The organism is Stenotrophomonas sp. Sm2128 (genome assembly GCF_030985535.1).
GTDB lineage: Bacteria > Pseudomonadota > Gammaproteobacteria > Xanthomonadales > Xanthomonadaceae > Stenotrophomonas > Stenotrophomonas maltophilia.
Window position 1 is genome coordinate 1 of sequence record NZ_JAPTFQ010000032.1, and the last position, 25,322, is coordinate 25,322.

23 protein-coding genes are annotated in these 25,322 nt (G+C 65.8%); 15 read left to right on the forward strand and 8 right to left on the reverse strand.

Translation table 11 applies throughout. From position 1 onward, the window contains the following. The first annotated feature begins 272 nt into the window (after window positions 1–272). On the forward strand, window positions 273–656 hold the full coding sequence (locus O0K41_RS11015; RefSeq protein WP_005408004.1) for an H-NS histone family protein: 384 nt from the start codon (window positions 273–275) through the stop codon (window positions 654–656). A gap of 80 nt (window positions 657–736) precedes the next feature. Here the strand turns inward: O0K41_RS11015 and O0K41_RS11020 are convergent, their stop codons facing one another. Then, a complete protein-coding gene (locus O0K41_RS11020) occupies window positions 737–1,996 on the reverse strand; it encodes a threonine/serine exporter family protein (protein ID WP_005408003.1) in 1,260 nt (419 codons plus the stop codon). Between the two features lie 93 nt (window positions 1,997–2,089). On the opposite strand from O0K41_RS11020, the gene O0K41_RS11025 reads away from it, so the two are divergent. From O0K41_RS11025 to O0K41_RS11040, 4 genes are read left to right on the forward strand one after another with little or no spacing between them, the layout of a single operon-like run. Continuing rightward, window positions 2,090–3,211: an ABC transporter permease gene (locus O0K41_RS11025; RefSeq protein WP_005408002.1), complete on the forward strand. Its 1,122-nt coding sequence runs from the start codon at window positions 2,090–2,092 to the stop codon at window positions 3,209–3,211. Between the two features lies 1 nt (window position 3,212). Next, window positions 3,213–4,040, forward strand: coding sequence for an ABC transporter ATP-binding protein (locus tag O0K41_RS11030; protein WP_005408001.1), 828 nt, complete (start codon window positions 3,213–3,215; stop codon window positions 4,038–4,040). A gap of 3 nt (window positions 4,041–4,043) precedes the next feature. Continuing rightward, window positions 4,044–4,970 carry an MlaD family protein gene (locus O0K41_RS11035; RefSeq protein ID WP_005408000.1) on the forward strand — a complete coding sequence of 309 codons (927 nt, stop codon included), beginning with the start codon at window positions 4,044–4,046 and terminating at the stop codon, window positions 4,968–4,970. Next, complete coding sequence (locus O0K41_RS11040; RefSeq protein ID WP_049450004.1) at window positions 4,967–5,608, forward strand: ABC-type transport auxiliary lipoprotein family protein; 642 nt, start codon at window positions 4,967–4,969, stop codon at window positions 5,606–5,608. Before O0K41_RS11035 ends, O0K41_RS11040 begins: the two co-directional genes overlap by 4 nt. A 4-nt stretch (window positions 5,609–5,612) precedes the next feature. Here the strand turns inward: O0K41_RS11040 and O0K41_RS11045 are convergent, their stop codons facing one another. Genes O0K41_RS11045 through O0K41_RS11055 form a run of 3 tightly spaced genes read right to left on the reverse strand, consistent with a single transcriptional unit; the run spans window position 5,613 to window position 7,613 of the window. Further along, window positions 5,613–6,200: an alpha-ketoglutarate-dependent dioxygenase AlkB gene (locus O0K41_RS11045; protein WP_049450003.1), complete on the reverse strand. Its 588-nt coding sequence runs from the start codon at window positions 6,198–6,200 to the stop codon at window positions 5,613–5,615. Window positions 6,201–6,247: 47 nt separating this feature from the next. After that, on the reverse strand, window positions 6,248–6,880 hold the full coding sequence (locus tag O0K41_RS11050; RefSeq protein ID WP_088436267.1) for a CoA transferase subunit B: 633 nt from the start codon (window positions 6,878–6,880) through the stop codon (window positions 6,248–6,250). 1 nt (window position 6,881) lies between these two features. Then, a complete protein-coding gene (locus O0K41_RS11055) occupies window positions 6,882–7,613 on the reverse strand; it encodes a CoA transferase subunit A (protein ID WP_088436268.1) in 732 nt (243 codons plus the stop codon). Window positions 7,614–7,770: 157 nt separating this feature from the next. On the opposite strand from O0K41_RS11055, the gene O0K41_RS11060 reads away from it, so the two are divergent. Beyond that, window positions 7,771–11,097, forward strand: a complete 3,327-nt coding sequence (locus O0K41_RS11060) for a DEAD/DEAH box helicase (RefSeq protein WP_088436269.1) — start codon at window positions 7,771–7,773, stop codon at window positions 11,095–11,097. 168 nt (window positions 11,098–11,265) lie between these two features. On the opposite strand, the gene rfbD is transcribed toward O0K41_RS11060, so the two are convergent. The 4 genes from rfbD to rfbB are packed head-to-tail and all read right to left on the reverse strand — an operon-like array spanning window position 11,266 to window position 14,679. After that, entirely contained in the window at window positions 11,266–12,171 is a 906-nt protein-coding gene (rfbD, locus tag O0K41_RS11065) for a dTDP-4-dehydrorhamnose reductase (RefSeq protein WP_088436270.1), read from the reverse strand. Next, a complete protein-coding gene (rfbC, locus tag O0K41_RS11070; RefSeq protein WP_049450000.1) occupies window positions 12,168–12,725 on the reverse strand; it encodes a dTDP-4-dehydrorhamnose 3,5-epimerase in 558 nt (185 codons plus the stop codon). The genes rfbD and rfbC overlap by 4 nt, the downstream gene beginning before the upstream one ends. Next, the gene (gene rfbA / locus O0K41_RS11075) at window positions 12,722–13,609 is read right to left on the reverse strand and encodes a glucose-1-phosphate thymidylyltransferase RfbA (RefSeq protein WP_049449999.1); all 888 of its coding nucleotides are present in this window, start codon (window positions 13,607–13,609) and stop codon (window positions 12,722–12,724) included. Before rfbA ends, rfbC begins: the two co-directional genes overlap by 4 nt. A gap of 14 nt (window positions 13,610–13,623) precedes the next feature. After that, window positions 13,624–14,679 (reverse strand): dTDP-glucose 4,6-dehydratase, encoded by a 1,056-nt coding sequence (gene rfbB, locus O0K41_RS11080; RefSeq protein WP_049449998.1) that lies wholly within the window; start codon window positions 14,677–14,679, stop codon window positions 13,624–13,626. Between the two features lie 264 nt (window positions 14,680–14,943). On the opposite strand from rfbB, the gene O0K41_RS11085 reads away from it, so the two are divergent. The 9 genes from O0K41_RS11085 to O0K41_RS11125 all read left to right on the forward strand — a co-directional run bounded on the left by O0K41_RS11085 (window position 14,944) and on the right by O0K41_RS11125 (window position 25,244). Continuing rightward, complete coding sequence (locus O0K41_RS11085) at window positions 14,944–15,690, forward strand: electron transfer flavoprotein subunit beta/FixA family protein (RefSeq protein ID WP_049449997.1); 747 nt, start codon at window positions 14,944–14,946, stop codon at window positions 15,688–15,690. Next, window positions 15,690–16,631, forward strand: coding sequence for an electron transfer flavoprotein subunit alpha/FixB family protein (locus O0K41_RS11090; protein ID WP_049449995.1), 942 nt, complete (start codon window positions 15,690–15,692; stop codon window positions 16,629–16,631). The genes O0K41_RS11085 and O0K41_RS11090 overlap by 1 nt, the downstream gene beginning before the upstream one ends. 141 nt (window positions 16,632–16,772) lie before the next feature. After that, window positions 16,773–18,131, forward strand: coding sequence for a phosphomannomutase (locus tag O0K41_RS11095; protein ID WP_088436271.1), 1,359 nt, complete (start codon window positions 16,773–16,775; stop codon window positions 18,129–18,131). Between the two features lie 16 nt (window positions 18,132–18,147). Beyond that, window positions 18,148–19,554, forward strand: a complete 1,407-nt coding sequence (locus tag O0K41_RS11100) for a mannose-1-phosphate guanylyltransferase/mannose-6-phosphate isomerase (protein WP_049449991.1) — start codon at window positions 18,148–18,150, stop codon at window positions 19,552–19,554. A gap of 42 nt (window positions 19,555–19,596) precedes the next feature. Then, a complete protein-coding gene (locus O0K41_RS11105) occupies window positions 19,597–20,700 on the forward strand; it encodes a DegT/DnrJ/EryC1/StrS family aminotransferase (protein WP_049449989.1) in 1,104 nt (367 codons plus the stop codon). Next, the gene (locus O0K41_RS11110) at window positions 20,685–21,653 is read left to right on the forward strand and encodes a glycosyltransferase family 2 protein (RefSeq protein ID WP_049449988.1); all 969 of its coding nucleotides are present in this window, start codon (window positions 20,685–20,687) and stop codon (window positions 21,651–21,653) included. Before O0K41_RS11105 ends, O0K41_RS11110 begins: the two co-directional genes overlap by 16 nt. After that, window positions 21,650–22,579, forward strand: a complete 930-nt coding sequence (locus O0K41_RS11115; RefSeq protein ID WP_049449986.1) for a WxcM-like domain-containing protein — start codon at window positions 21,650–21,652, stop codon at window positions 22,577–22,579. Before O0K41_RS11110 ends, O0K41_RS11115 begins: the two co-directional genes overlap by 4 nt. Window positions 22,580–22,634: 55 nt before the next feature. Then, complete coding sequence (locus O0K41_RS11120; protein WP_065427939.1) at window positions 22,635–22,997, forward strand: GtrA family protein; 363 nt, start codon at window positions 22,635–22,637, stop codon at window positions 22,995–22,997. A gap of 51 nt (window positions 22,998–23,048) precedes the next feature. Beyond that, window positions 23,049–25,244 carry a hypothetical protein gene (locus O0K41_RS11125; protein ID WP_049449983.1) on the forward strand — a complete coding sequence of 732 codons (2,196 nt, stop codon included), beginning with the start codon at window positions 23,049–23,051 and terminating at the stop codon, window positions 25,242–25,244. The last annotated feature ends 78 nt before the right edge of the window (window positions 25,245–25,322 follow it).

Below are 25,322 nucleotides of genomic sequence, written 5' to 3' on the forward strand. Positions count from 1 at the left end.
GGCCCCAGTTTGTAGTCTCGACAACCACAATCTAGCGGGTCGGCCGTGAGCCTCTCCCCTCAGATGGGAGAAGAACCTTTTTTTTTGCCTGTCGCCCAGTTGAGCAATATTGCAGCGGACATAATCCGGTCAAAATCGACGCAATGCAGCCGGGATGCTGCCAGGCCATGACCCGCCTGCATTTGTGCTGTGATTAATTCATCTTTATTCTGTCCCGCGACGCCATGGACTGGCTCGTCCCGTCCACATTTTAGTTTCCGGAGTAACCGTAAATGAGCATTGACCTGACCGGCCTGTCGGCACGCGAGCTGGGCGCCCTGATCCGTACCGCCAAGAAGCAGCAGACCATCGTCGCCAAGCGCCGGCCAATCACCAAGGTCCGGGCCCAGCTGACCAAGCTGGCCAAGACCGAGGGTTACACCATCGAAGAACTGTTCGGCGGCGCCCCGGCACCGCGCGCGCGCAAAGCCGCCCCGGCAGCCAAGGCACCGTCCAAGACCGCCGGCCGCAAGCTGGGCAAGGTTGCCCCGAAGTACCGCAACCCGGCCAACCCCAAGGAAACCTGGACCGGTCGTGGCAAGCAGCCGCGTTGGATGGCCGAGCTGACCGCCAAGGGCAACAAGAAGCCGGAAGATTTCCTGATCAAGAAGGCCTGAGGCCGGATCGGGATGCAATGAAAAACGCCGGCGGAAGCCGGCGTTTTTCATTCTTCGGTGTGCGGGCCAACGGTCCACACCTACAGGGTTTTGCGCGCCGGCATCAGCAGGTTGCCGAACAGCAGGCCGGCCACCAGCGCCATCACCACGTTGAGCACGGTGAGGAACACGCTTTGGCCCGCGCCAACGTCCTGCTGCTGGACCAGGGTCAGCACGCCGCGCAGGCTGGTGCTGCCGGGCACCATCATGATGATGCCGGGCAGGCGGATGATCGCTCCTGGGCGGCCAACGAGGCGGCCGAACAGATTGCCACCGGCGGTCAGCAGCATCGCTGACAGGAAGATGCCGGCCGGCGCGCCCCAGGCATGGCCGCCGAACTTGGAGATCGCGTAACCCGCCACCGAGGCTGCGATCACCCACGGGTAATCGCGCCGGTTGGCCTTGAACAGCATCGCGAAGGCGAATGCCGCGGTCAGCAGCGAACCCCACTCCACCCACGGCCCCTGCGGCCGCGTGGCGCGGATCACCGGGTCCAGGCCGAGTACATCGGCCAGGGTCACCGCGATCATCGCGCCCACGCTGAGCTTCATGATGGTGGTCAACGCGCCGGCAAAGCGCGCAGTACCGGAGACCCAATGCTGGCTGGCGAGTTCATTGACCGCATTGGTAAGCGACATGCCGGGCAGCAACACCACCAGCGAGGCGATGATCACCGTGTTGAGGTTGAGTGCGCCGACGAAGGACGCAACCAGGGTTGCGACCATGCCGGCCAGCAGCGCCGCCAGCGCCTCGGCCGCTTCGCGGGTGGCCGGGCGACGGTCGGTGACCATGCCGAGCAGGCCGATCATCAGCCCGATGACACCGGCGGTGGCGATGTCCAGCCACGGCAGCTTCCACATGCCAGCCACGCCGGCCGCGCCGAGGGTGAATGAAAGAATGGTGCGCAGCTTGCCGCGCCGGCCCGGATCCTTGTCCAGCTGGCGCAGCGCGGTGTGGCCCTGGGCAATGCTCATCCGCCCGTTGGCCACTTCCTCGGCGATATGGTCGGCGACGCTGAGCTTGTGCAGGTCGTTCTCGCCGGGTGCCAGGCGGATCACGCGGGTGATGTCGCTGGAGCCGATCGCCTGTGCCGGGTCGCTGAAACTGAGGATGATACCGGTGGGATTCGACCACGGTTCACAATCCAGATCGAGCTGGCGGGCCAGTGCCACCACTGCCGTTTCCAGGCGCTGGGCCGTGGTGCCGTAGCTGTGCAGGCGTCCGGCGATCTCGGAAACAAAGGCCACGCGCTGCGCGTAGGTGGCCTGGGGCGTGGGGATCGTGTGAGCGTCTGCGGACATGCGCCGTAGTATTACCTACTGCCGGGCCGCACTGGATAAATTCATCCGGGTTCGACGCGATGCCCCAGACAGAACGGTTATGCTGCGACCCGAATGGCCCAAGTGACCCCGAACCACGCCCCCCAGCTCGAACAGGATGCCCATGACCCGGGCCTGATCCGCCTGTCCGGCACCTGGACCTTGAAGACCGCGCTGGCCGCGGCCGAAGTCCTGCGCGGCGTTCCCGACACGCTGACCGGCATCGACGCCACCGGCATCGAGAAGATGGATTCGGCCGGCGTGCTGCAGGTACTGCGCGTAGCGCATCGCGCCGACCTTGGCGAGGACGCGTTGCAGTTCCGGCCGGACCACCAGGCGCTGGTCTGCACCATCGAGGAAGTGGCCGACGACCGGCCCCGGCCCAAGCGCGATTTCGGCGTGCTGGCGGCGCTGGAACGGCTCGGTGTCAGCGTCCATGCCACTGGCCACAACATCAAGGCGCTGTGCAGTTTCCTCGGCGAGAACCTGGTCAAGGCAGCACGCCTGGTCAAGGAACCCCGTCGCTTCCGCCTGACCGCCACCGTGCACCAGATGGAGCAGGTCGGGCTGGACGCAGTACCGCTGGTGGCGCTGCTGTCCTACCTGGTCGGCGCGGTGATCGCCTTCCTCGGCTCGACGATCCTGCGCGACTTCGGCGCCGAGATCTACGTGGTCGAGCTGGTCAACATCGCCTTCCTGCGCGAGTTCGCGGTACTGCTGACCGCGATCGTGCTGGCCGGCCGCACCGCCAGTGCGTTCACCGCGCAGATCGGCGCGATGAAGGCGCGCGAGGAAATCGACGCGATGCGCACGCTGGGTCTGGATCCGATCGACCTGCTGGTGCTGCCACGCCTGCTGGCGCTGCTGGTCACCCTGCCCCTGCTGACCTTCATCGCGATGATCGCGGGCCTGGCCGGCGGCATCACTGTCGGCGCGTTCGACCTCGACATCCCGCCGCAGATGTACATCGCGCGCATGCACGAGACGATGGAAGTGCGGCACATGCTGGTCGGCCTGTCGAAGGCGCCGGTGTTTGCGCTGGTGATCGGCCTGATCGGCTGCCTGGAAGGGCTGAAGGTGGAAGGCACGGCGCAGTCGGTCGGTGAACGCACCACCTCCAGCGTGGTGCAGACGATCTCGCTGGTGATCATCATCGACGCCTTCGCGGCGTTGTGGTTCATGCACATGGACTGGTGACATGAGCACGCATCCGACTCCCGAAGAAATACCCATGCAGGACGGCGACGGCCACGACCTGGCCATCCGCGTGCGTGGGCTGGTCAACCGCTTCGGCAGCCAGACCGTGCATGAAGACCTGGACCTGGACGTGCGCCGCGGCGAGATCCTGGGCGTCGTGGGTGGCTCGGGCACCGGCAAGTCGGTGCTGATGCGCTCGATCCTGGGCCTGCGCACGCCCGACGCCGGCCAGATCGAGGTGCTGGGCCGCGATGCGCGTGCCGACGACGCCGAGAGCCGCCTGCACATCGAACGCAATACCGGCGTGCTGTTCCAGGACGGCGCCCTGTTCTCTTCACTGACCGTGGGCGAGAACGTGCAGGTGCCTTTGAAGGAACACCACCGCGAATTGCCCGAGCGCTGGCACTACGAGCTGGCGCTGCTGAAGGTGAAGCTGGCCGGCCTTCCCGCCGATGCGATCAACAAGCTGCCATCGCAGTTGTCCGGCGGCATGCGCAAGCGCGCCGGCCTGGCCCGCGCGCTGGCGCTGGACCCGCCGCTGCTGTTCCTGGATGAACCGACCGCAGGCCTCGACCCGATCGGTGCGGCCGCGTTCGACCGCCTGATCAAGACCCTGCAGGAGGCGCTTGGGCTGACCGTGTTCCTGATCACCCACGACCTGGACACGCTGTACGCCATCTGCGACCGGGTGGCGGTGATCGCCGACCGCAAAGTGGTGGCCAACGCGCCACTGCCGGACATCGAGAAACTGGATCATCCGTGGATCCAGGAATACTTCCACGGACCGCGTGCGCGTGCCGCGCGCGGCGAACAGATCGAGAGTGCCTGAGCCATGGAAACCAAAGCCAACTACGTGCTGATCGGCGCGTTCACCCTGATCACCGGCCTGGCCCTGCTGGCCTTCGGCCTGTGGGCGGCCAAGTACTCCTCCGACCGCACCTGGCAGGAATACCGCGTGGTGTTCCGCGAGGCCGTGACCGGCCTGTCGGTGGGCAGCCCGGTGCAGTACAACGGCATCGCGGTCGGTTCGATCATCGAACTGAACCTGGTGCCGGACGACCCGCGCCAGGTGGTCGCACGCATCCGCCTGAACTCGACCACCCCGGTCAAGACCGATACCCGTGCCAAGCTGGCGATCACCAGCCTGACCGGCCCATCGATCATCCAGCTCAGCGGCGGCACGCCGCAGTCGCCGGCGCTGACCACGGTCAACAAGGATCCGGCGCCGATCATCCCGACCACGCCGTCGGCCCTGCAGAACATCACCGACGTCGCCAATCGCATTGTCGAGCGCATGGATCAGATCCTCAGCGATCGCAACGTGGCCTCGATCAACGCCACACTGGCCAACCTGGAAACGATCAGCGGCGGCCTGGCCGACCGTGACCAGGGCACGCAGGCGCTGCTGCTCAGCGCGCGCGATGCCGCCCGCAGCCTGGACACCACGCTGAAGACCACCAACGGCACCATCGAGCGCCTGGACAGGAACCTGGTGCAGCAGCTGCCGGGCATCATCGACAAGCTGGACGGCACCCTGGCCAAGCTCGACTCGGCCGCCGGCAACGCCGATTCGATCCTTGGCGAGAACCGCGCCGCGATCAACAGCTTCGCCAATGATGGCCTCGGCCAGCTGGGCCCGACGCTGACCGAACTGCGCGGCCTGATCCGCGACCTGCGCCGGGTCAGCGACCGCCTCGAGAACAACCCCGCGCGCTACCTGCTGGGCCGCGACGCACCGAAGGAGTTCGAACCCAAATGAGCCCGATGCCCCTTTCGCGCCTGCTGCTGGCCGCTTCGCTGGTCACCCTACTGGGCGGCTGCTCCATCCTTGGCAGCAGCGAGAAAACCGCGGTGACGCTGTACTCGCCCGCCGTGCAGGTGAAGGCCGATCCGGCGTGGCCGCAGGCCAGCTGGCAGCTGGTGCTGGCCAAGCCCAGCGCCGCGCGCATGGTCGACAGCCCGCGCATCAACGTGCGGCCGACGCCGTCGCAGCTGGAGATCTACAAGGGCGCCAGCTGGGCCCAGCCGGCCACCGACATGATCGAGGACACCCTGCTGCGCGGCTTCGAGGATTCCGGACGCATCCACGGCGTCGCCCGCAGCACCGCCGGCATCCGCGCCGACTACAAGCTGTCCACCGACGTGCGCCGCTTCGAGTCGGACTACCAAGGCCAGGCCACGCCGACGGTGGTGATCGAGGTCAACGCCAAACTGATCCACGTCGCCGACCAGCGCGTGGTCGCCGACCGTACCTTCCGCCAGGCACAGCCGGTCGGCAGTACCGACGTGCCGGCCGTCACCGCCGCCTTCGAACGTGGCCTGCAGCAGCTGGCGCAGGACGTGGTGGGCTGGACGCTGGTGAGCGGGCAGGCCGACCAGCCGACCGTCACGCGCTGATCGATCAGCGCGGCGCAATCCAGCGGAACGTCAGGTTGATCCGCTCGCCCTGCACGCGCGCCATCTTCGGCAACGCGTGCTGGTAATAACGCTGGGTCTGCCCGGCCATTACCAGCAGGTCGCCATGGCCGAGCAGGTACTCGGTCTTCTGCGCCGGATCATCACGCCGGCGTAGCAGGAAACGCCGTGCCGCGCCCAGGCTCAGCGAGGCGATCACCGGGGCCGGGCCCAGTTCGGGTTCGTCATCGCTGTGCCAGCCCATATAGTCGCCGCCGCTGCGATAGCGGTTCAGCAGCACGCTGTTGAAGCGGCCGAAGCCATCGTCCTGCAGGCGCTCGCGCATGCCCTGCAGGGACGGCGGCCACGGGTGCGGCACGAATTCTGCCCCCGAGTAGAGATAGCGCGCCTGCGGATCACCTATCCAGCAGCTCAACCGTGGCGAATCCACCCAGCTGCCGAACATGCGGATGCGATGCACCTCCCACGGCACGCCGGCTTGCAGATCGCGCTGCAAGGCATCGGCCTCGGCGGGAGACAGCCAGGCCGGGAGGTGGCGGACGTCGGCATCGGGAAGGTCGTGGGGGAACAGCATGGGCGCCCCAAGGGAAAGGGGGGGCGACCGAAGGCCGCCCCGGAACGTCAGCGGCGCGCGAACGCCACGCCCGTTTTTTCCTTCAGTTCGTCATCGCTGACACCCGGCGCCGCTTCTACCAGCACCAGACCAGCATCGGTGACGTCAAACACGGCCAGGTCGGTGATGATGCGGTCGACCACGCCGACGCCGGTCAGCGGCAGCGTGCATTCGGCCAGGATCTTGTGCTCGCCGTTCTTGGCGGTGTGCTCCATCAGCACCACCACGCGCTGCACGCCGGCCACCAGGTCCATCGCGCCGCCCATGCCCTTGACCATCTTGCCGGGCACCATCCAGTTGGCCAGGTCGCCCTTGTCGGTGACCTGCATGGCCCCGAGGATGGCCAGGTTGACGTGGCCGCCGCGGATCATCGCGAAGCTGTCGTGGCTGCCGAAGTAGCTGGCACCGGCACGCGCGGTGACGGTCTGCTTGCCGGCATTGATCAGGTCGGCGTCCACTTCCGCGTCGGTCGGGAACGGGCCGATACCGAGCAGGCCGTTCTCCGACTGCAGCCACACGTCCACGCCTTCAGGGATGTGGTTGGCGACCAGTGTCGGCAGGCCGATGCCCAGGTTCACGTACGCACCATCGGTCAGTTCGCGGGCGGCGCGTGCCGCCATCTCGTCACGGGTCCACGCCATGTCAGTTGCCCTCCGCGCGGATGGTGCGCTGTTCGATGCGTTTTTCAGGATGCGCGTTGTGCACGATGCGGTGCACGTAGATGCCCGGCAGGTGCACCTGGTCCGGATCGATGGCGCCAACCGGCACGATCTCCTCGACCTCGGCGATGCAGACCTTGCCGGCCATCGCACAGGTCGGGTTGAAATTCCGAGCGGTCTTGCGGAACACCAGGTTGCCGGCCTCGTCGGCCTTCCACGCCTTGACCAGCGCCACGTCGGCGCGCAGCGCGGTTTCCATCACGTAGTGCTTGCCGTCGAACTCGCGGGTTTCCTTGCCTTCGGCCACCACCGTGCCATAGCCGGTGGCGGTGAAGAACGCCGGAATACCCGCACCGCCGGCACGCAAGCGCTCGGCCAGGGTGCCTTGCGGGTTGAATTCCAGCTCGAGCTCGCCGGCCAGGAACTGCCGCTCGAACTCCTTGTTCTCACCCACGTAGGACGAAATCATCTTCTTGATCTGCCGGGTTTCCAGCAGTTGGCCGAGGCCGAAACCATCAACGCCGGCATTGTTGGAGATCACGGTCAGGCCCTTGGCACCACTGTCGCGCAGCGCGGCGATCAATGCCTCGGGAATGCCACACAGGCCGAAGCCGCCCACGGCCAGCGTCTGGCCATCGGCGACCACCCCTTGCAGGGCCTCCGCCGCACTGGCGAAGCGCTTGCTGCGCTTGCCGGTGGAAGTCGATTGCTGCATTGCTGTACTACCCTGCACGTTGAGGATGACCGCATTCTAGCTGGAGGGCGGCGAAGGGCCTGGATGCGCCGCAGCATTGCACGGGCATCGCACTGGGTTCCGTAGAATGCCCGGTTCCCCTGCCATGGCCGGCCCCATGCCCGGCCCACCCTCGTTGATGGCCCAGACCTACACCGAAGAAGACCTGCTCCGCTGGATGGACGCGTGGACACTGGAAAAGAGCGAACGTTGCCTGTCCGGTGTCCGCAACATGCATCTGACCAGTGGAATGCTCATCGCCGAAGTGAAAGGCTCGGCCAGATATCCCTACCGGGTGGAAATCGATCTGGAAGCCAGCCTGCGCCATCCTCGCAGCCGCCTGCAAAGTGAATGCTCGTGCCCTGTCGGCCATCACTGCAAGCACGTGGCGGCAGTGCTGGTCGCCCACATGCTGGACGCAGCAGACCTGGGCGATGACGATCCAGCGTCGGAGCACGAACCGGTCCAGTCGCCACGCCGCGAACTGCTGGAACAGCTGTCACGCTGGCAGTCCGTCAGAGCCCAGCCTCCCCGGTCACGTAGAAACGGCATCATCTTCGAGCTGTCCACGTTCAATCACCGGCCTTCCATCCTGCTCCGCCGCGTCAAATACGCCCTCGACGATACGATCGAGTTCGACAAGTGGCAGGACATCACCCCTCAGCTGTTGCTGGAACCGCCCGCCTACCTGACGCAGGCCGACCTGGCCGCGGTGGCGCAGCTGTGGGCCCTGCATCAGTCGGTAAAACCGCCGGAGTGGTTCGACGTCGGCACGATCCTGCAGTCGATCGTGTCCAGCGGGCATGGCTGGGTGTCATGTGGCATGCATGATCGCGTGCCGGCCAGGCCCGGCGCACCACGTCGCGGTACGTTGGGGTGGAGCGCAGAGACGACTCACGGCAGGTTGCTGCTGGCGCCGGCACTGAGCGTGGAAGGCGATGCGGACGGCCTCGTACTGGGATCTAGTGCCGGTTACCTGGATCCGGTCTCCGGTGAAGTCGGCCTTCTCCTGCTGGACGTCAAGCCGGAGGACGCGGACGCGTTCCTCGCCCTTCCCCACCTGCTCCCCGATGAGGAACCGATCGTGGCGCAACTGCTGCAACAGATCGACCCCGCGCTGCCGCGCCCCGGTGCAGGCGACACACTGCCTACGCTGCAGATCAGCGCCATGACCCCCGTGCTGCGCCTGCATACGATCAAATTTCGGCCGCCGTGGCTCGGCCCCCGCGACCCTTCGCAATGGGCCGATATCGCAACCGTGGCCTTCGAGTACGACGAGCACGTGCGGTTCCTGGACGATCCGAGCCTGTTCGCCCACGATCCGGAGGGCCAGCTCGCAATGCTGCCCCGCGACCTGGGTGAGGAATCACGGCGCGAGGCCGAGCTGCGCACGGTGGGCTTGCATCGCGACACGGCTCCGCGGGCGCCACTGGAAGGCGCCGGCCCGCAGTTCCAGCTGCGTACCCATGACTGGACACGGTTCCTGCTGGACGACGTGCAGCGCCTGGAAGCCTTGGGCTGGAAGGTGGAGGCGGACGAGGATTTCCGCCATCGCATCACCCGGGTGGAGGAGATCGACCTGGACGTCCAGTCAGACCCGGAAGACGCGGGCTGGTTCAACCTGGGCCTGGACATCCAGGTGGAAGGCCGCGATGTGTCGATGGTTCCGCTGCTGCAGCAGGTGCTGCAGGCCGACCCTCGCTGGATGCGTGGCCAGCTGGATGACATCGGCGACGACGAGAACATCCTGTTGACGACGGGCGACAACACGCGCCTGGCACTGCGGGCCGCACGACTCAAGCCGATCATGGCCCTGTTGGCGGACCTGTTTGCCCAGCGTGGCGCGCCGCTGCGCCTGTCTGCGCTTGACCGTGGCCGCCTGCAGGCGCTGCAGGACACTGCGCGCCTGCAGTTCCGTGGCCGCAAGGATACCCAGGCGCTCGTGCAGCGGCTGATGCAGGTACCCGCACCGAGCGAAGTACCGCCGCCGGCAGGGCTGGAGGCAACGCTCCGCCCCTATCAGCTCGAGGGCCTGTCGTGGCTGCAGTACCTGCGCCAGCAGGGCTTGGGCGGCGTACTGGCCGATGACATGGGGCTGGGCAAGACTCTGCAGACCCTGGCGCATCTGCTGGTCGAGAAGGAAAGTGGCCGCCTGGACCAGCCGGCGCTGCTGGTGGTGCCGACCTCGCTGCTGCACAACTGGCAGAGCGAAGCGGCACGCTTCACCCCTGCCCTGCGTGTGCTGACCCTGCATGGACCGGCACGTGAAGCGCTGTTCGAGGCCATCCCCGAACACGATCTTGTACTGACCACGTACCCCCTGCTGTGGCGCGACGAGCAGGCGCTGCAGGCCTATGCCTACCATCTGCTGATTCTGGATGAAGCCCAGCAGGTGAAGAATCCGAAATCACGCGCTGCCGTCACCCTGCGCACGTTGCAGGCCCGCCATCGCCTGTGTCTGACCGGCACGCCGCTGGAAAACCACCTGGGCGAACTGTGGACGCAGTTCGATTTCCTGCTGCCCGGCCTGCTCGGCACCGAGAAGCAGTTCAACCAGCATTGGCGCCACCCCATCGAACGCGGCAGCGACCATCGCCGTGGCCAGCTGCTGGCGCAGCGGTTGCGCCCGTTCATCCTGCGCCGACGCAAGGACCAGGTCGCGTCGGAGCTTCCGCCCAAGACCCTCATTACCCGTACGGTCGAAATGGAGGGCGGCCAGCGTGATCTCTATGAAACCGTGCGTGCGGCAATGGAAAAGCAGGTGCGCGAGGCCATCAGCGGCAGCGGGCTGGCGCGCAGCCATATCGTGGTGCTGGATGCATTGCTGAAACTGCGCCAGGTCTGCTGCGATCCGCGCCTGCTGCCGGGCAACGCACCGGCACGGGCTGCAGGCTCGGCCAAACTGGATCTGTTGCGCGAGATGCTGCCGCCGATGGTCGAGGAAGGTCGTCGCATCCTGGTGTTCTCGCAGTTCACCGGCATGCTGTCGCTGATCGCGCAGGCGCTGGACGATCTGGGACTGGCCTATGTGACCCTGACCGGTGATACCCAGGACCGGGCCACGCCGGTGCAGCGTTTCATGCAGGGTGAAATCCCGGTGTTCCTGATCAGCCTCAAGGCAGGTGGCGTGGGGTTGAACCTGACCGCGGCCGACACCGTCATCCATTTCGATCCCTGGTGGAATCCCGCCGCCGAAAACCAGGCCAGTGACCGCGCTCACCGGATCGGCCAGCAGCAGCCGGTGTTCGTCTACCGGTTGATCGCTGCAGGCAGCATCGAAGAGCGGATTGCCGAGCTGCAGGAGCGCAAGGCCCTGCTGGCCGAATCGATTCTCGAAGGCGGTGGCAGCGCCGGGCCGCGCTTCAGCGAAGAAGACGTGCAGGCACTGCTGGCGCCACTGCCGGGCCTGCCGGCCAGACGTACCCGCAGGCCGGGCCGGCCGTCCAACACCCGCAGAGGAACGTAGAATCAGACCTGTTCGGCTGGAGCAAAAAAGCCGCAGTCTGAATGGCTCCAGCTGTTTTTGCTGGCTTGGTGAGGAGCGTCCGATCGACGGGGACAGCGGCCCTGACCTGCCCGGCCAAGCGCGAATTTTGCCTTCCAACATCTCCGAACCTGCATGCACAGCACGGGCTCAGCCGTTGGCCGGAATCAACTCCGACATTACCCTCTTCAACCCGTCCTGCCAGGATGGCAGCACGATGCCGAAATCCTGCTGCAACCGACGGTTGTCCAGCACCGACCAGGTCGGACGCTTGGCCGGCGTCGGATACTCGGAGCTGGGAATCGCCTCGACGGCGGGCACCTTCGGCAATACGCCCGTCGCCAGCGCCTCGGCAAAAATCGCCTCGGCAAAGCCATGCCAGCTGGTCTGGCCACTGGCGGTCAGGTGCCAGGTGCCCGACAACTGCCCCGGGTGCTGCAGTGCCTGCGCGGTGACATCGGCGATCAGCGCCGCCGGCGTCGGCGTACCCACCTGGTCAGCCACCACGCGCAGCTGCTCTCGCTCGGCGCCTAGACGCAGCATGGTGCGCAGGAAATTCGCACCATGCGAGGCATACACCCATGCCGTGCGGAAGATCAGGTGACGTCCTGCCGCTGCCCGTACGGCGTCCTCACCATCACGCTTGCTGGTGCCGTAGACACCCAGCGGCGCGGTCGGTTCGTCCTCACGGTACGGGGCAGTACCCTGTCCATCGAACACATAATCGGTGGAGTAATGCACGAACGGCACGCCATGCGCCGCACACCAGCATGCGATCACGCCCGGCGCCTGCGCGTTGGCCGCAAACGCAGCTTCCACGTCCTGCTCGGCACGATCAACGGCGGTATAGGCCGCAGCATTCACCACCACCGACGGCTGAAGACGGTCCAGCAGCGCCGGCAGACTGACGGGCTGGCCGAAATCAGCGGTTTCGCAGGCGCTGCCATCGGGCAGGACACCGCTGCGGGTGGTCGCGATCACCTTGCCGAGCGGTGCCAGCGCGCGCAGCAGCTCCTGGCCGACTTGGCCGTTGGCGCCGAACAGCAGAATGGTCACGGACTGTAGACCGGCAGGCGGTCTTCATCGATGTCCTTCAGGAAAGGCGCGTTCTCGTCCTTGGCAGACAGGGTCGGTGCACTGACCGGCCAGTCCACGGCGATGTCAGCGTCGTTCCAACGCACCGCGGCGTCGGCTTCCTTCACGTAGACATCGGTGCACAGGTAATGGAACAGCGCGGTCTCGGAGAGCACCGCGAAACCATGTGCGAAGCCCTCCGGAATCCAGAACTGCCTGCGGTTCTCCGCGCTCAGCACCAGCGCTTCCCACTGGCCGAACGTGGGCGAACCGCGGCGAATGTCCACGGCCACGTCGTAAACCTCACCCTCCAGTACGGTCACCAGCTTTCCCTGCGAACGCGGCCATTGGTAGTGCAGCCCGCGCAGCACGCCCCTGGAGGAGGAAGATATGTTGCTCTGCACGAATGCAGCCGGCAGGCCATGCTCGGCAAATCGGCCCGCATTCCAGGATTCAAAGAAGTACCCGCGCGCGTCGCCAAACACCGCCGGCTCGAGGATCTTGCAACCTTGCAGCCTTGTCTCAACCACCTTCACGGCACGAGGCCCCGCTGCAGCAGCTTCTTCAGGTATTGCCCGTAGGCGTTCTTGGCCAATGGCGCAGCCAGCGCTTCAAGCTGCGCGGCGCTGATCCAGCCCTTGCCGAAGGCGATCTCCTCCGGGCAGCAGACCTGCAGGCCCTGGCGGGTCTGGATGGTCTCGATGAAATTCGACGCTTCCAGAAGCGATTGGTGTGTACCGGTGTCCAGCCACGCATAGCCTCGCCCCAGCGCCTCCAAATGCAGGCTGTGCTCATCAAGGTAACGCTTGTTGAGATCGGTGATCTCCAACTCGCCCCGCGGCGACGGCGTCAGCTCGGCAGCGTAATCGCTGGCATTGCCGTCGTAGAAGTACAGGCCCGTCACTGCATAGTTCGAACGCGGATTCGCCGGCTTTTCGACCAAGTCGATGACCTTGCCGCTACTGTCGAACTCGGCCACGCCATAACGTTCCGGATCATTGACCCAGTAGCCGAATACGGTCGCCCCCTGATCGCGCTCATCGGCGCGACGGAGCATGTCACTCAAACCGTGTCCATGGAAGATGTTGTCACCCAGCACCAGGCAACTCGGCTTGCCGGCCACGAAATCGCGGCCGATCAGATAGGCCTGGGCCAGGCCATCGGGGCTCGGCTGCACCGCATACTGGATGTCCATGCCCCACTGCGAGCCGTCGCCCAGCAACTGCTGGAACAGCGCCTGTTCGTGCGGGGTGTTGACGATCAGCACCTCGCGGATCCCCGCCAGCATCAACACGCTGAGCGGGTAATAGATCATCGGCTTGTCGTACACCGGCAGCAGCTGCTTGCTGACGCCCTTGGTGATCGGATACAGCCGGGTTCCGGAGCCGCCGGCGAGGATGATGCCTTTACGCTGTGTCATTTCGTCTCCAGGGTTCAGGCCGCAGTGCCGATGCGCTGCAGACGGTAGCTGCCGTCCAGCACGCCGTTGACCCAGTCTTGGTTGTCCAGGTACCAGTCGACGGTGAAGGCGATGCCCTGCTCGAAGGTATAGGCCGGCTCCCAGCCCAGGTCGTTCTTCAGTTTGGAGGCATCGATCGCGTAACGGCGGTCGTGGCCCGGCCGATCGGCGACGTAGGTGATCTGGCTGCTGCGCGGCTGGCCATCGGCGCGCGGGCGGCGCGCATCGAGCAGCGCGCAGATGGCCTGCACCACCTCGATGTTCTGCTTTTCCGAGTTGCCGCCCACGTTGTAGGTCTCACCCACCTGGCCCTTGGCCAGCACGGTGCGGATCGCTTCGCAGTGGTCGGTCACGAACAGCCAGTCGCGCACCTGCTTGCCGTCGCCGTAGACCGGCAGCGGCTCGCCGGCCAGCGCCTTGGCGATCACCAGCGGAATGAGCTTCTCGGGGAAGTGGTACGGGCCGTAGTTGTTGGAGCAGTTGGTGGTCAGCACCGGCAGCCCGTAGGTGTGGTGGAACGCCCGTACCAGATGGTCCGACGCGGCCTTGGACGCCGAATACGGCGAATTGGGCGCATACGGGGTGGTTTCACTGAACTTGCCGGTCTCGCCGAGGGTGCCGTACACCTCGTCGGTGGACACGTGCAGGAAGCGGAACGCCACGCCCTGCCCGGCCGGCAGGCCCTTCCAGTAATCGCGGACGGCTTCGAGCAGGCCCAGGGTGCCGACCACGTTGGTCTGGATGAACGCCCCCGGGCCATCGATCGAGCGATCCACATGGCTTTCGGCAGCGAAATTCAGCACCGCCTCAGGCTGGTGCTCAGCCAGCAGCCGCGTCACCAGCGCGCGGTCGCCGATGTCGCCCTGCACGAACACGTGGTCGGGATTGCCGTCCAGGCTGGCCAGGGTGGTCAGGTTGCCGGCATAGGTCAACGCGTCGAGGTTGACCACCTTGATACCGCGGGCAACCGCTTCGAGAACGAAGTTACCGCCAATGAACCCGGCGCCGCCGGTGACAAGCCATGTGGGCACTACCTGTTCTCCTGATCGTGAAGTCTTCGGTGAAGCGCCCGCAGGCGCCTCGACACAGCGGCACAGCATACAGTGCGGCCGCCTTCACGACGCCCTTTGGCAGGTGAACGAAACCCGGCCGCGGGCGCATTTCTGTCGCATCGCAACATAACCATACGCATTCGCATGGCCGATCAAGGCCAGTTAGAATCGGGGTCCCACCCCCGAACCGGTTGCTGTTGCAGGACCGGACGTTCTCCCTGTTACTGAAGGACCCCGTACCAGATGAAAATCCTCGTCGCGTACAAGCGCGTGGTGGACTACAACGTCCGCATTCAGGTCAAGCCGGACGGTTCCGGCGTGGTCACCGACGGCGTCAAGCTGTCCCCCAATCCGTTCGATGAAATCGCCCTGGAAGAAGCCCTGCGCCTGCGCGACAAGGGCATCGCCAGCGAAGTGGTGGTTGCCACGATCGCCCCGGCCGACGCCCAGGCCCACCTGCGCAACGGCCTGGCCATGGGCGCCAACCGCGCCATCCATGTGGTCACCGACCAGGCCATCCAGCCGCTGACCGCCGCCCGCGCCCTGCTCAAGCTGATCGAGAAGGAACAGCCGGAGCTGGTCATCCTCGGCAAGCAGGCCATTGACGACGACGCCAACCAGACCGGCCAGATGCTGGCCACGATCTGGGGCCGCCCGCAGGCCACCTTCGCCAGCAAGCTGGACATCGCCGATGGCAAGGCCACCGTGGTGCGCGAAGTCGACGCCGGCCTGGAAACGCTGGAAGTGGACCTGCCGGCCTTGGTCACCACCGACCTGCGCCTGAACGAGCCGCGCTTCATCAAGCTGCCGGACATCATGAAGGCCAAGGCCAAGCCGCTGGAAACCCTGCAGCTGGCCGAGCTGGGCGTTGAAGCCGCCGATACCCTGAAGACCACCCACTACGCCGCGCCGTCCAAGCGCAGCAAGGGCGTGATGGTCAAGGACGCCGCCGAACTGGTGGCCGCACTCAAGCAGAAGGGGTTGCTGTAATGAGCAAGGTTCTCGTCATCGCAGAACACCACGACGGCAAGCTCAACGCCGCCACCGCCAAGACGGTCAGTGCGGCCGCTGCGATCAGCGGCGCGCAGATCGACGTGCTGGTGCTGGCCGCCGACCCGGCCGCCGCCGCGGCCGAAGCGGCGAAGATCACGGGTGTGGCCAAGGTGCTGACCGTAGCCAATGCCGCCAACGCACACCCGGTGGCGCAGGTGCTGGCCCCGCAGATCGCCAAGGCCGCCGCCGGCTACAGCCATGTGTTCGGCCCGTCCACCACCTTCGGCAAGGACCTGATGCCGTGCGTGGCCGCCCTGCTGGGCGTGGCGCAGGTCTCGGACCTGATGGCCGTGGAAGGCAGCCATACCTTCAAGCGCCCGATCTACGCCGGCAACGCCATCATCACCGTCGAAGCACCGGCCGACCAGACCGTGGTCGCCACCGTGCGCACCGCCTCCTGGCCGGAAGCCGCCCAGGGCGGCAGCGCCAGCGTTGAAGCACTGAGCGTGGATGCGGCCCTGCCGGCCCACACCCGTTTCGTCGGCCTGGCCGCGGCCAGCAGCGACCGCCCGGACCTGCAGAGCGCCAAGCGCGTGGTCTCCGGCGGCCGTGGCGTCGGCTCGGAAGAGAACTTCAAGGTGATCTACCAACTGGCCGACAAGCTCGGTGCCGCCGTGGGTGCCTCGCGCGCCGCCGTGGACGCCGGCTACGTGCCCAATGAGCTGCAGGTCGGCCAGACCGGCAAGATCATCGCACCGGAGCTGTACGTCGCCGTGGGTATCAGCGGTGCCATCCAGCACCTGACCGGCATCAAGGACGCCGGCACGATTGTCGCCATCAACAAGGACGGCGATGCGCCGATCTTCGAGATCGCCGATATCGGCCTGGTGGGGGACCTGTTCACGATTCTGCCGCAGCTGGAACAGGCGCTGGGCTGATCACCGCGCAAAGGAATCGCATAATCAAGAGGTTATGCGATCCCCCCCTTTTTCTCGACCGGCAAGGATGCTGGACAGGATCACCCGCCTTTGCGGAGCCTGTCGCTATAATCGGCGGTCACCCCCGTAAGGACCGCATTGATGACGCTTCCGAGTTTCAAGGCCTATGACATCCGTGGCCGTGTGCCGGATGAACTCGACGCCTCGCTGGCCCGACGCATCGGAGCGGGTACCGCAACCTTGCTCGGTCCCGGTCCCGTCATCGTCGGGCACGACATCCGGCTGAGCAGCCCCGAGCTCATGCAGGCGGCCATCGAAGGCATCAAGGCCAGCGGTCGCGATGTCATCGATATCGGCCTGTGCGGCACCGAGGAAGTGTATTTCCAGACCTTCCACCGCAAGGCGGCCGGCGGCATCATGGTCACGGCCAGCCACAATCCGATGGATTACAACGGCATGAAGCTGGTCCGCGAAGGCGCCAAGCCGATCAGCGGTGACACCGGCCTGTTCGATATCCGCGATTTCGCTGCCTCCGACGCCCCGCTGGGCAACGGCACCGGCACGGTGACGGAGGATGCCGACAAATCGGCGTATATCCAGCACCTGCTCGGCTACATCGACGTGGCCGACCTGAAGCCGCTGAAGATCGTCACCAACCCGGGCAATGGCGGCGCGGGACTGGTCATCGACCAGCTGGCTCCACACCTGCCGTTCGAATTCATCCGCATCCAGCATGAAGCCGACGGCAGTTTCCCGAACGGCATCCCCAACCCGCTGCTACCGGAAAACCGCGCGGCCACGCGCGATGCCGTGCGCGCGCATGGCGCGGACTTCGGCATCGCCTGGGACGGCGATTTCGATCGTTGCTTCTTCTTCGATGCCGACGGCAACTTCATCGAGGGCTACTACCTGGTCGGCCTGCTGGCCACCGCCCTGCTCGCCCGCCAGCCCGGCGGCAAGGTCATCCACGACCCGCGCCTGACCTGGAACACCGTGGAAATGGTCGAGCAGGCCGGCGGCGTACCGATCATGAGCAAGACCGGGCACGCCTTCATCAAGGAGCGCATGCGCGCCGAAGACGCGATCTACGGCGGCGAAATGAGTGCGCACCACTATTTCCGCGAGTTCGCCTACTGCGACTCCGGCATGATCCCCTGGCTGCTGATCGCCCAGCTGGTCTCCAGCACCGGCAAGTCGTTGGGCGAACTCGTGGCCGACCGCATGCAGGCGTTCCCGTGCAGCGGCGAGATCAACTTCCGCGTGGACGATGCCAAGGCCACGATCGCGCGTGTTCTCGCCCATTTCCAGAAGGACACCCCGGCCCTGGATCACACCGATGGCGTCAGCGCCGAGTTCCCGCAGTGGCGCTTCAACCTGCGCAGCTCCAACACCGAGCCGCTGCTTCGCCTGAACATCGAAACCCGGGGTGACGCCACACTTCTGGCGCAACGCACTGAAGAACTGACCGCCCTGATCGGCGGCAGCGCACCCCAACATTAAGTAAGGAAGGATCCCCATGCTCCCCATCGTTCCCGTCATCCTCTCCGGCGGCTCCGGCACGCGCCTGTGGCCGCTGTCGCGCGAGGCCTATCCGAAGCAGTTCCTGCCGCTGGTCGGCGAGGACACCATGCTGCAGGCCACCTGGAAGCGCGTGGCGTCGATTGCCGGCGCCGCACCGATCGTGGTGGCCAACCAGGAGCACCGCTTCATGGCGGCCGAGCAGCTGCGTGAGTGCAAGGTCGTGCCGCAGGCACTGATTCTGGAACCGATTGGCCGCAACACTGCCCCGGCCATCGCCATCGCCGCCCTGCAGGCGCTGGCCAACGGCGATGATGCGCTGCTACTGGTGCTGCCGTCCGACCATGTGGTGCGCAAGGAAGCGGCGTTCCATGCCGCCGTGAAGCAGGCCGCCGTGGCCGCCGAGGCCGGCAAGCTGGTGACCTTCGGTATCGTGCCGACCGCCCCGGAAACCGGCTACGGCTACATCAAGGCCAGCGCCGGCGACGGCGTGCACGCGGTCGATCGTTTTGTCGAGAAGCCCGACCTGGCCACCGCCGAGACGTACGTCGCCTCCGGCGAGTACTACTGGAACAGCGGCATGTTCCTGTTCAAGGCCTCGCGCTACCTGAAGGAGCTCGAAGCGCTGCAGCCGGCCATCCTGGCCGCCTGCCGCACCGCGCTGGACAAGGCCGCGCGCGACAACGACTTCATCCGTCTGGATGCCGAGGCCTTCGCCGCCAGCCCAAACGATTCCATCGACTATGCCGTGATGGAAAAGACCGCCGATGCCGCCGTGGTGCCGCTCGATGCCGAATGGAACGACGTGGGCTCGTGGTCGGCGCTGTGGGAAGTGTCGGACAAGGATGCCGATGGCAATGCCTGCCATGGCGATGTGATCGCGCTGGACTGCAAGGACAGCTACGCCTACGGCACCCGCCTGATCACGATGGTTGGCCTGCAGGACGTGGTCGTGGTGGAAACCGATGATGCCGTGTTCGTGGGCCACAAGGACCGCGTGCAGGACGTCAAGGAGATCGTCGGCCAGATCAAGCGTGATGGCCGCAGCGAAGCGGCCGCCCACCGCAAGGTCTACCGCCCCTGGGGCGCCTACGATTCGATCGACAATGGCGCCCGCTTCCAGGTCAAGCGCATCACGGTCAAGCCCGGCGCCACCCTCAGCCTGCAGATGCACCATCACCGCGCAGAGCACTGGATCGTGGTCAGCGGCACCGCCGAGGTGACCCGCGGCGAGGAGGTGATCCTGCTGACCGAGAACCAGAGCACGTACATTCCCCTGGGCGTCACCCACCGCCTCAAGAATCCGGGGAAGCTGCCGCTGGAGCTGATCGAAGTGCAGTCCGGCAGCTACCTGGGCGAGGACGACATCGTACGTTTTGAAGACCAGTACGGCCGTGCGCAGTAAGTGCCCGCCCTTCCTTCCCCTGCTTGCCTGCCTGCGGACTCCATGGACGCCCTGATTCCCGTCAACTCCCTTTCCCGTCACATTGCACCGTTGCAGGACGCGCTGTCGTCACTTGCCGGCACCGTCATCGCCAGCGGCTACTACGTGCTGGGCCCGAACGTGAAGGCGTTCGAGCAGGAATTCGCCCGTTACTGCGGTGCGGCGCACTGCATCAGCGTTGCCAATGGCACCGACGCGCTCGAGCTCTCGCTCAAGGCCCTGGAGGTGGGCACCGGCGATCGTGTGGCAGTGGTCGCCAACGCGGCGATGTATGGCACCAGTGCGGTCCTTGCCTGCGATGCCACCCCGGTATTCGTCGATACGAATGCCGATGATGGGCTGATGTCCGTTGCCGCGCTGAAGGCGGTGCTGGACAGCGCGCCGCTGCCCAAGGTGGTCATCGTGACCCACCTGTACGGCAAGTTGGCCCAGATCGAGGAGATCGTCGCCCTGTGCCACGACCGCGGCATCAAGGTGCTGGAAGACTGCGCGCAGGCCCATGGTGCCGAGCGCGGCGGGCACCGGGCCGGCAGTTTCGGTGACATCGCCTCGTTCAGCTTCTATCCGACCAAGAACCTGGGCGCACTGGGCGACGGTGGCGCCATCGTGACCTCCGACGAGGCGCTGGCGCTGCGCGCCACCCAGTTGCGCCAGTACGGCTGGACGGCCAAGTACACCAACAGCCTGGCGGGCGGGCGCAACAGCCGCCTGGACGAACTGCAGGCCGCCCTGCTGCGCCACATGCTGCCGCTGCTCGATGGCTGGAACCAGCGCCGGCGCGACATCGCCAACCGCTATGCCGCCGGCCTGCGTTCTGATCGGGTGCGCCACATCGGCACCGTCGGCAACGAGCACGTCGCACATCTGTACGTGGTCCGCTGCGACAACCGTAATGCGCTGCGGGCCCACCTGCAGGCGGCCGGCGTGCAGACCGAGGTGCACTACCCGCTGTGCGATCACCGCCAGCCCTGCCACCAGGGCCGCTTCGACGCCGTCTCGCTGCCGCATACCGAAGCCGATGCGGCGCAGGTGCTGACCCTGCCCTGCTTCCCGGAGCTGACCGACGCGGAAGTCGACACGGTCATCGCCGCGTGCAACCGGTACTGACGGCCATGGCGCCTTCGCTCGCGCTGGTCGTCCCCATCTACGGCAACGAGGGATCGATCGACGACCTGCTGCATGCCGTGGAGTACATCGCAAGCTCGGTCGAAGGCAGCTTCGAGGCCATCTTCGTCGTCGACGGCAGCCCCGACCGCAGCTACGCACTGCTGCGCGAAAAGCTGCCCGGCTGTACGTTCCGCGCGCAGCTGGCGAGCCTGACCCGCAATTTCGGTGCGTTCCCCGCGATCCGCGCCGGGCTGGAGCTCAGCCGCAGCGACCTGACCGCCGTGATGGCGGCGGATCTGCAGGAGCCGCCGGAGCTGGTGATCAATTTCTGGAAGCAGTACGTGCAGGACACCTACGACGTCGCCTTCGGCGTGCGTGAGGCCCGCAACGACCCGATGGGTTCCAAGCTGGCGTCCACCCTGTTCTGGGAGGTCTATCGCCGTCTGGTGATCAAGGACATTCCCAAGGGGGGCGTGGACATCTTCGCGGTCAGCCGTGACTTCCGCGAACGCCTGCTGAGGCTCAACGAAGCCCATTCCAGCCTGCTGGCGCAGCTGTTCTGGCTGGGCGGCAAGCGCGCGTTCGTCAGCTACCAGCGGCGCGAGCGGCAGCACGGCAAGAGCGGCTGGACGCTGCGCAAGAAACTGCGCTACCTGTCCGACAGCGTCTTCGCCTTCACCGACCTGCCCGTGCGCATGCTGACCGCGCTAGGGCTGGTGGCGCTTGTGTTCACGGCCCTGCTCGGTGTGCTGGTACTGGCAGCCAAACTGTCCGGGCTAGTCGCGGTGCCCGGTTACGCCGGCACCATGCTGACCATCCTCTTCTTCGGCGCGCTCAACTCCCTCGGGCTGGGCATCGTCGGCACCTACGCCTGGCATGCCTTCGAGAACACCAAGGCTCGCCCGCTTTCCATCCTGCAATCCGTCGACCTTTTCGAGAAGGAGCTCCCGTGAGCCACTATGTCCATCCCAATGCCCTCTGCGAGAGCGATCAGATCGGTGAGGGCAGCCGCATCTGGGCATTCGCACACGTGCTGCCGGGTGCGCGTATCGGACGCGAGTGCAACATCTGCGATGGTGTCTTCATCGAAGGCGACGTGGTGGTCGGTGACCGGGTCACGGTGAAGTGCGGCGTGCAACTGTGGGATGGCGTGCGACTGGATGATGACGTGTTCATCGGCCCCAATGCCACCTTCACCAACGACCTGTTCCCGCGCAGCAAGGTCTATCCGGAAAAGTTCCTCGGGACCGTGGTGGAATCGGGCGCCTCCATCGGTGCCAATGCCACCATTCTGGCCGGCACCACCATCGGCAGCGGCGCGATGATCGGCGCGGGCGCCGTGGTGACCCGTTCGGTGCCACCGAACGCGATAGTGGTCGGCAACCCCGCGCGCATCGTGGGTTACGTGTCGGACAAGGAAGGGACGGCAGCGGCCACCGATGCGGGCAAGCAGGGTGTTTCCGACACCGTGGTGCCGGGCGTGAAGCTCTACCGCATGCCCAGCTTCGTGGACATGCGCGGCTCGCTGTCGGTAGGCGACTTCGACAGCTTCCTGCCGTTCCATGCCAAGCGCTATTTCCTCGTGTACGGCGTTCCCACCCAGGAAACCCGTGGTGAGCACGCCCACAAGCGCTGCCACCAGTTCCTGGTCTGTGTCTCGGGCTCGGTCCGGGTGCTGGCCGATGACGGCAGCCGTCGCATCGATGTGGAGCTGAACTCGCCTGACCAGGGCATCCATCTGCCACCGATGATCTGGGGTACGCAGTACAAGTATTCCAAAGACGCGGTGCTGCTTGTGTTCGCTTCCGAGCCCTACGATTCGGACGAATACATCCGCGACTACACCGAGTTCAAGTCTCTGGCCAATGCCGCAGGTTGATTCCCGCGGTACACGCCCCCCCACGCCACCGGAACCGGCGCGCCCTGCATTTCATGTGCTGGTCCTGCGGTTCCTGGTGGGCGGTGCACTGAACACGGGGGCAACGTTGGTCCTTTACTGGGTGCTGCTGCGCTTCATCCATTACCAAGCGGCCTATCTTGTCAGCTACTGCGCCGGCATCGTGTTGAGCTATGCCCTGAACACCCGCTATGTGTTCAGGGCAAGGCACAGCTGGCTCAAGTTCGCGGTATTTCCGCTGATCTATGTCGTGGTCTATGCACTGGGGGCGTTGACCCTGAAAGTGGCCGTGGGCCATCTGCAGGTGCCACCCGCGCTTGGCCCACTGATCTCCATCATCGTTACGCTTCCTGTCTCATTCCTGCTGACACGGGCGCTGCTGCAGCGTCCCGGTCGCTAACCGCATCCCAGGCGAGATGCCTGCCCCACCTGCCCGGCAACGAGCCTTTACATGAACCTCCGCACTCATTTCACTCAACCCGCCACCTTCCTGCAGCGCTGGGGGTTCCTGGCAATTCCCTGCGCGATCATGATCGTCCTGCTGTGGTTGCCGTTCGGGTTCAGCATCACCGGCCTGATCGAGGAGTGGGACGTGCTCGCCCTGTTCACCCTGCACGAGCCCTTCGTGTGGGTGGGCCCGGAAAGTCCACTGGCCGCGCATCGGCTTCGCCCGTTGACCATCGCGCCACACGCGATCGGCTACATGCTGGATCGGAACTCCTTCGCGTACTGGCATCTGCTGCTGATGGGGTCGCTGCTGCTCAAGGGCATCGGTGCCAGCCTGGCAGGCTGGTGGCTTACCCACTCGCGACGCTGGGCCGTCGTGTTCGGCCTGCTGGTGGTGCTCTACCCGGCGGACACCATGCAGTTGTCGTTCCGCTCGTTCCACATCAACTGGTCCATCGCGTTGTCGCTGCTTGGCGTGGCGGCATGCGCATATGGCTACACCCTGCGCAAGTCCCGGCAGCAGACCCTGGCAATGCTGCTGGCCGTACCCTGCGCGGTGCTTGCAACCTTTGCCTATGAGGCGGCGCTCACATTCGTGGTGGTCCCGCTGTTGTTGCTGTATGCGCGCTTCGGTCTCCGTGGCGCGTTGGGCCTGGTCAAACGCCACCGCTGGGTGACCGCGTGGTGGATCCTCGGCGTTGCGATCAACATCGGCTACGTTCTGTATGTCAAGGGCAGTGGCGCCACCTACCAGGACACCCTGGTCGGTCCGACTATCGATCTGATGGACCGCCTGCAACGGGTGATCGGTGTCGGCTTCGGGCGCACCGTGCTGGGTGGTTGGCTGGATGCGATTGCCATCTGCTGGTACGAGTACCGCACCCGCCTGTACCTGCTGCTTTCAGCGGTGCTGATTGGCTACGCCGTCTGGCGCAGCAGCCGTCCCCTGCCGCAGGAAGATGGCGTGGCTGAGATCGCCGCGACTTCGGCCTCGGTGGTGAGAATGGCGATCATCGCACTGGTGATGATCGGTCTGGGCTACCTGCCCTTCGCCGCCTCGCTACCGCACCTGCTGATCTCACAACGCACGTTCCTCGGCGCTTCCCCCGGTGGTGCGCTGCTCTGCGTGGCCGTGCTGATCGCGATGACCCGCCGCAGTTGGGGCATCGGCGTGGTGCTGACCACTGTCGCCCTGGTGGTGGCGTTTGGCGCACAAATGTTCCAGTTCGAGCATTACCGTCGTCTGTCGAATGCCCAACAGGTCCTGCTCGGCGATATCGTCGAGAACGCGCCGCCCTTCCGTCCCGACCAGACCCTGGTCATCATCGACAAGCGCGATCAGCTGAACGATGTGTGGATGGTCCGGGAGGGCATGGTGATGGCCCTCACCTACCTGTATGACCGTCAGATCGAGCGGCCGGTGATCTGCAGCCCTGCGGGGGGCATCTGGCAGCTCCCCAATGCGGAGGGTCGCGTGGGAACCTGCGAGGAATCCGCAGAGGGCTGGACGCTGACCGAAGCACCGATGACGGGCACGCCCGGCGAAGCACCGCCGAGCCGCCTGCTGCGCCGCGACCAGGCTGTCGTGGTGACGCTGGAGGCCGATGGAACGACAACCTCCAGCGTCCCCGCGGATGAACGGGTTCAGTACAAGCGCATGCTGGAAACCGGACATTCGAGCCTGGCCGAGCGCTATCGTCACATCCTGCGCCGCCAGCCTTGGCCTCTGGCATTCGATCAGTTCCGGAGCCACCGCGGCGGCAACAGCTTCCGCTGGGACTTCGGTCGCTGGTGGAGCATGGAAGAACCGACCCGCGGTTCCGGCTGGACCGGCAGCGGCTGGGTCATCGACCATCGCCTGCTGCCGATCTGGCGTTCAGTTGCGTGGAAGACCCTGCCGGAAGCCACGCTGCAGTTCGATCTGCTTCCTGCGCCCCGTCCCTACACCCTGACCGCGCGGGTCCTCCAGATCTTCCCTCCGGCAACCCCGGAGTCGATCAAGGTGCGTGTGAACGACCAGTGGCTCGCCGTCCACTGGCATGACGCCACGACCTTGAGCGTGGATGTGCCGGCCGCTGCGCTGCGGATTGGCACCAACGTGATCGCCTTCGACAGCCCGGTGACAGCGGACCCGACCCCGTTGAGCATCCAGGTCGACTGGGTCGATCTGGCCCCGGCCCCCCCCACTCCCACGAAGTGAGTCCGCGCTGTATCATTCGCCTCGTTGCATGTCCACCATTCCACGTCCTGGAAGGATTGCCGTCGATGGATCCGACCA